Origin of the sequence: Tsukamurella sputi (genome assembly GCF_007858445.1) — a bacterium.
In the GTDB taxonomy this organism is placed as follows: domain Bacteria; phylum Actinomycetota; class Actinomycetes; order Mycobacteriales; family Mycobacteriaceae; genus Tsukamurella; species Tsukamurella sputi.
Genome location: NZ_VIGV01000070.1, coordinates 1 through 652 on the forward strand (window position 1 = coordinate 1; position 652 = coordinate 652).

The following is a 652-nucleotide window of genomic DNA, read 5'->3' on the forward strand; positions in this document are numbered from 1 at the left end:
CTGGTGGCCGCCCGTGGTCAGCGTGCGCAGCGGCTCGGTGATCGGGGTGACCATCTCCGCGCCTCCCGTGCTGTTGCGCATCACCAGCGCGTGGTGGTTGCCCGCCGCGGCGAAGGTGTCGAGGACGTCGCTGGGACGCTTGGCCGTGTTGTTGTTGCGCATCGGCAGGATGAGCGCGTGGTGGTCCCGCGTGGTGAGCGTGCCGATCGGTGCGGAGATCGGGCTGCACTGGCCCTTGCCGTAGTAGGCCATCAGCAGCCCGTTCTCGTTGCGCGCGGTCAGTGTGCGCATGGGGCCCTCGACGGGGAAGGGCCACTTGCCCTCGCGGCCCTCCATCGGGACGACGAGCGCCTTGGAGCTGGTGCCGTGCAGGGTGCGCAGCGGCTCGGTGGCGGGCCAGGCGCGCATGTACCCGGTGTCGGTGCCGAATGCGGGGTGGCGGGGATCGGCGGCGTCGTAGGTGTTGCCCGCGGCCTCGATGACGAGATTTCCCCAGTGCCGGTCGATACCGGCTTGGATGCGGCGCATCGTCTTGTCCGCGAGCGGCTTGTCCCGATCGCCGATGCGCTGGCCGGGCAGGGACCAGTCGATCGCGGTCTCGGCGGGAAGCCACGCGGGCTCGACGATGGTGCGGCAGTTGCTGCGGGGGCAC

The 652-nt window shown here is 70.9% G+C and carries 1 pseudogene; it reads right to left on the reverse strand.

Annotated elements, in window-relative coordinates:
• Nucleotides 1–652, reverse strand: a pseudogene (locus tag FK268_RS24460) (DNA cytosine methyltransferase); the annotation flags it as partial.